The sequence below is a fragment of the Nitrospira sp. BLG_2 genome (assembly GCF_049222245.1).
The window spans coordinates 1-5363 of the sequence record NZ_JBLYIG010000180.1; the positions used below are offsets into that span (position 1 = coordinate 1).

The 5363-nt window shown below is 54.7% G+C and carries 6 protein-coding genes and 1 pseudogene; 5 read left to right on the plus strand and 2 right to left on the minus strand.

From position 1 onward, the window contains the following. The coding region (locus ACOSYY_RS04990) for a PDZ domain-containing protein (protein ID WP_421661169.1) at positions 1-558 on the plus strand (558 nt) is incomplete at its 5' end. A gap of 9 nt (positions 559-567) precedes the next feature. On the opposite strand, the gene fusA is transcribed toward ACOSYY_RS04990, so the two are convergent. Together fusA and radC are read right to left on the minus strand one after the other, a co-directional pair. Beyond that, positions 568-2670, minus strand: a complete 2103-nt coding sequence (fusA, locus tag ACOSYY_RS04995; RefSeq protein WP_421661170.1) for an elongation factor G — start codon at positions 2668-2670, stop codon at positions 568-570. A gap of 91 nt (positions 2671-2761) precedes the next feature. Continuing rightward, positions 2762-3487 carry a RadC family protein gene (radC, locus tag ACOSYY_RS05000; protein WP_421661171.1) on the minus strand — a complete coding sequence of 242 codons (726 nt, stop codon included), beginning with the start codon at positions 3485-3487 and terminating at the stop codon, positions 2762-2764. Positions 3488-3672: 185 nt separating this feature from the next. Here radC and ACOSYY_RS05005 point away from each other — a divergent pair, with 185 nt between their 5' ends. From ACOSYY_RS05005 to ACOSYY_RS05020, 4 genes and pseudogenes are all read left to right on the plus strand, one after another. Further along, the gene (locus tag ACOSYY_RS05005) at positions 3673-3846 is read left to right on the plus strand and encodes a hypothetical protein (RefSeq protein WP_421661172.1); all 174 of its coding nucleotides are present in this window, start codon (positions 3673-3675) and stop codon (positions 3844-3846) included. Positions 3847-4099: 253 nt separating this feature from the next. Next, complete coding sequence (gene rsmD / locus ACOSYY_RS05010) at positions 4100-4669, plus strand: 16S rRNA (guanine(966)-N(2))-methyltransferase RsmD (RefSeq protein ID WP_421661173.1); 570 nt, start codon at positions 4100-4102, stop codon at positions 4667-4669. Then, positions 4666-5154: a pantetheine-phosphate adenylyltransferase gene (gene coaD, locus ACOSYY_RS05015; protein ID WP_421661174.1), complete on the plus strand. Its 489-nt coding sequence runs from the start codon at positions 4666-4668 to the stop codon at positions 5152-5154. The genes rsmD and coaD overlap by 4 nt, the downstream gene beginning before the upstream one ends. Further along, positions 5151-5363: pseudogene (locus ACOSYY_RS05020) on the plus strand (aspartate aminotransferase); the annotation flags it as partial. The gene coaD and the pseudogene ACOSYY_RS05020, both read left to right, overlap by 4 nt.

Here is a 5363-nt window from a genome sequence, read left to right on the forward strand (position 1 = left end):
GCTGAAGGCGAAGGAGTGCTCGTGAATGAAGTGTTCGAGAAGGATCCCGCAGCTTTGGCTGGGATCAAGGCGGGCGATGTCATCGTCCGGATCGACGATGTCGTTGTTGATTCACCGAATAAGCTGTCTCGTCTCATCGCAACGCTGACTCCGGGCGCGACCTCAAAGATAGAAATAGTCCGGGATCTGAAACACGTCACGATGGACGTTCCCCTCACCGAGCGGCGCGATACCACCGTCATCGCATCGATCCCTCAACAAGGGGAGAAGTCAGGAGTCAGACTCGGTCTTGACCTCCAAGACTTGACATCCTCGCTTGCGGAAAGATTCAAGCTTCGTGAGTCGAAAGGCGTGCTGATTGTAAAGGTTGAACCCAACAGTCTTGCTCAAGCCGAAGGCCTCCGAGAAGGCGACCTCATCAAGGAGATCAACCGTATGGAAGTGTCTTCCGTAGGAGAATTTACGTCGGCCGTTGCGCGGTCCAGGCGTGGAGATACCCTGCTGCTCCGCGTGCTTCGGGAAAACCGCGCATTTTATGTCGTGCTCAAGTCCTCCTGATTGACGATTTCAATGGGCCGTGGCGGCTTGTCCTTCCGCCTTATGTCGCTCGATGACCCTTGCCGCTAACTCTCGTGGTACTTCATCATACTGCGTGAAATCCATGATATAACTGCCCCGCCCCCCGGTCATGGCGTTGAGGGCCGTCGCGTATCGAAGCAGCTCCGCAAGCGGAACCAATGCCGTAATCTGTTCCGCATGGTCTTGCGCGTTGACGGCGACGATTCGACCCCGTCGGGCGCTCAAATCTCCCATGACTGCTCCGACCGCGTCGGTCGGTGTGTGGATTTCGACCGTCATGACGGGTTCAAGTAGCACTGGATGCGCGGTCTCTATCGCTTTCTTGAATGCCATCGATCCCGCAATCTTGAACGACATCTCGGATGAATCGACCACATGATACGATCCGTCGTAGACGGCTACCTGCACATCGACGACCGGGAATCCGCTCAACGGCCCCTCCTGCATGGCCTCCATGACCCCCTTTTCCACGGCAGGAATGAAATTTCGAGGAATCGCTCCTCCGACCACACGATTCTCAAACACATACCCGTTGCCGCGCGGGAGTGGCGCCACTTCAAGCCAGCAATCTCCGTATTGCCCGTGACCGCCGGTTTGTTTCTTGTACCTGCCCTGTGCTTGTGATTTCGTCTTGAGCGTTTCCCGGTACGGGACCTTCGGCGTATGGAGCATGACATCGGCTCCGAATTTTCGATGGAGTTTCTCGAGGGCCAAATCGATGTGGAACTGCCCCATGCCGCTGAGCACCATCTCCTTGGTTTCGGCATTGCGCGCGAATTCCAGCGTGGGGTCTTCTTCGATGAGTTTGTGAAGGCCTAAGCTGACCTTATCGATGTCCGTCTTAGACTTGCTTTCAACCGCGAACGACAAGATCGGCTTTGGGAGGCTCAGCATGGGGTAGCAAATGGGGGCATTCTCTTGGCACAGCGTGTCACCGGTATGCGTGTCTTTGAGTTTTCCGATCGCCACGATCTCTCCGCTTTTTGCGGAGTCGACGGCCACGTGACGTTTGCCCAAGACCGTGTAGAAATGGCCGAGTTTCTCCCGCACATGTTTTGAAGCATTCAGCACTGTCGCATCGGCATGGATTGTTCCCGATAAGACACGGCAATAGGACAGCCGACCGATGAATGGGTCGATGATCGTCTTAAAGACATAGGCTGAAAACGGTTCCTGCAGACTCCCCTCTCGCTCACAGCCTTCGTGCGTCTCCGGATGGATACCGTGCCATGGATGGGCCACACCACGCTCGGAGGGCGCCGGCAACAGGGTCGCAATAGCGTCCAACAAGGACCAGATTCCGACATTCTGCGTTGCGGACCCGACATACACGGGGAGAAATTGATTCGTCTGGATGTCACGTCGGAGCCCTTGCAGAAGGTCTTCCTGGTTTAATTCGCCCTGAGTTAAGTAGGTTTCCAACAAGGCTTCTCCGCTCTCCGCGACTGCTTCCACGAGCTGCTTGCGCGCTCCGCTGAGAATTCCCTCCAGATCGTTCGAAATCGGCACCTGTTCTACTTGAGCTGAACTCGGCCCCGATCGTATAAATTTTTCATGTCGTACATCAATGACGCCGTCTAAGTGCTCGCCAAATATGACCGGCAATGTCATACGGACTGGAATACGACCGAGCTGTTGGCGGCAGATCTCCAGAGCGTTTTCGAACGAGGCGCCTTCCTTATCGAGTCCATTGACGAATACCAGACAAGGAAGATCCAACTCTTTGACTCTCCCCCACAGCCGTGCCAGTTCCGTCCTCATTCCCATGTTTCCGCTCAGAAGGAGGATGGCCGCATCGACGGCTTGCAGGGCGGCAAGCGGTTCGCCAAGAAGATCAAGCGCGCCGGGAGGGTCGATGAGATTGATGTGGGTGTGATTCCACGAGAACTGAAGAAGGCTGGTACTTGTCGAATTGCGATGACGAAGCTCTTCCGGCTCGAAATCAGAAACGGTCGTACCTTGTGTCACGGAACCAAGCATGGGAATCGCGGCACCGACATACAGCAAGGCCTCGCTGAGAGAGGTCTTGCCCGCGCCGGCGCCGGATAGGATCGCCACGTTTCTGATGGGCTCGAGACAGGCTGTTTTCATTGTCTGCCCTCCTTGTCGAGTATGGGGTTAGGCCATTCGCTTCCTCATAATATTCATATTCCTCGCGACCGTTGTTTCAGTCGACATTATTTCAGGAGGCTTCGCACTCGTTGCGCTGTTCTGTCATCCATCCTTCGTCGGCAAAACTCACGTACCGACCATCTCCAAGAATCACATGGTCCAATACGCGGATACCCAACAGATTGCCAGCCGTGACGAGTCGATCAGTCAATCGTCGATCCTCAGGGCTTGGAGTGGGGTCTCCGCTGGGGTGGTTGTGAAGAAAAATGACGGCGGCGGCCGATTCACGTACGGCGAGCGCAAAGACTTCGCGCGGGTGCACGATGCTGAGCGTAAGGCTTCCTTCTGAGACCGTGGCCTCTTTGATCACGACATTCTTTGCGTCCAGCAGCACGACTTTGAAAAGCTCATGCTTCACATCACGAAGCGCAGGGTGAAAATGCTTGAACAAATCCGCGCTTGAGGAGACACGAGTGCCGGTGGACATGGGAACGGCCAGCGATCGTCGTCCTAATGCCAACGCAGCCTTGAGTTGGGCTGCCTTGGCGGGACCAACGCCGGGGATGGCGCAGAGTTCTTCAATGCCGCAGGCCGCCAATCCCCCAAGCCCTCCTACCCGGTCGAGGAGTTCGATGGCTACTTGCACGGCGGACGAATCACGGCGGCCGGTTCTCAGGAGGATGGCGAGAAGATGGGCGTCGGATAAGACGTCGGAACCTTTGGCAAGAAGACGCTCACGAGGACGTTCGGTTTTGGGCCAGTACGCAATGCCTTTTCTTGGTCCTTTGCCTGCCACGAAGTCCTCCAGATGACAAAAAATTGACGGTCCGGACTCTTTTGTACCGGCAAATACGGTGAAATTATAGACCTACGGCAAATACGTAATTCATAACCTATTGAAATACTGAAACATGACAAATTGGTGCAGCTCTTGCTTAACTTTGCCACCAGCTGTGAACGTAACCACCTGAGGAGGGATCAATGGAATGTCCGAAGTGCAAGGGGATGATGATGTTGGAACGGTTCTCGGATTTCTTTCTCGTGTTCTATGCATGGAAATGCATCAACTGCGGTGCCATTATCGACCGCACCATCTCTAACAACCGCCGAAAGAGCCTAGCGGCCCGCGAATCTCAGACCGTCGCGACTCGGTAAATTATACTTCATGTTCAGGGCCTAAGCCTTTGCTAAGGTCTGCGGAGAACGTAGGCGATCGTGTCTTCTCTGAAGTACCAGGAGAACAACGATCGCATTATAGTCTTCCGTAAGAAGACGGTCAAAAGGGCCAACGATGATCTCTCCGACTCAATCGCGGCCTATACAGTCATCCAGTCACCCCCATCCCCATTTCTTGACCCCTGCAAAAACGCTATGTTAGAGTCTGACGTTCAAGACGATGTTGTCTGGTATGCGTGTAATCGCCGGTACTCACCGAGGTCGTCGACTCTATGCGCCACGAAAACTCGCTCTTCGTCCCACCTCAGACCGGGTTCGAGAAGCCCTGTTTTCAATTCTCGGTAATCGGCTTACGAACAGTCGGTTTTTGGACCTCTACGCTGGGACGGGAGCCGTGGGGATCGAAGCCGTCAGTCGTGGTGCCGCGGACGTGACCTTCGTCGAGTCGAACCGGGATGCATTGAAACTACTGCGGCAAAATCTGGAGCTGTGCCATATGGGTGAGGAAATAGCCGTGCTGGGTCAGACTATCCAACAATTTCTGAACCATCCCCATCAGTGGAACGGTCCCTATGATATTGTCTTTGCCGATCCACCCTATGCTGAGGCATCAGAGCTTCCATCATTACTCGCTGAGCCAAGAATACATGATTTGTTTGCTCTTGACTCATGGCTGGTCATCGAACATGCTGAGAAGACGGCCTTACCCATATCGCTGGGATGCACCAAGTTTTTGCGCCGGTATCGCTACGGTGATACGGCCTTATCCCTCTACTATCGTCCTCGCACCGTACAGGCATGAAAATCGGTATCTGCCCCGGCACCTTTGATCCCATTACGCATGGCCACACCGACATCATCACCCGCAGCCTCCGTGTGTTCGACAAGGTGGTGGTAGCCGTCGCTCCGAATCCCTCCAAACACCCACTCTTCAATTTGGTGGAACGCCTTGATATGGTAAAGCTGGTCATGAAGGATGTGGGACAGGTCGAGGTGACACCGTTTGATGGGTTACTCGTCGATTATGTCGAGCGTTCAGGCGCCCATGCAATCATCCGCGGCTTGCGTGCCATTTCCGACTTTGAGCATGAGTTTCAGATGGCGCTCGTCAACCGAAAACTTGCAAAGATGGTGGAGACCGTGTTCCTAATGCCCAGCGAAGAGTACTCGTACTTATCCTCGACGATCATCAAAGACGTGGCACAACACGGCGGCAATTTAATCGACTTTCTTCATCCGGAAGTAGCCAAGCGCCTCCAAGCTCGTATCCGGAGTCTCAAATCATGAAATTGGCAGCGCGTGTCGGTCGTATCGCACCCTCCCCGACGTTGGCCATGGCTGCGACTGCCAAAGCCATGGCCGCGCAAGGAATGGACGTCATCGATTTTTCAGCCGGCGAACCGGATTTTGACACGCCGGAACCGGTGAAGGCCGCAGCGGAAGCGGCCATGCGCGAGGGGTTTACCAAATACACCCCGTCGTCCGGGATCGATGAG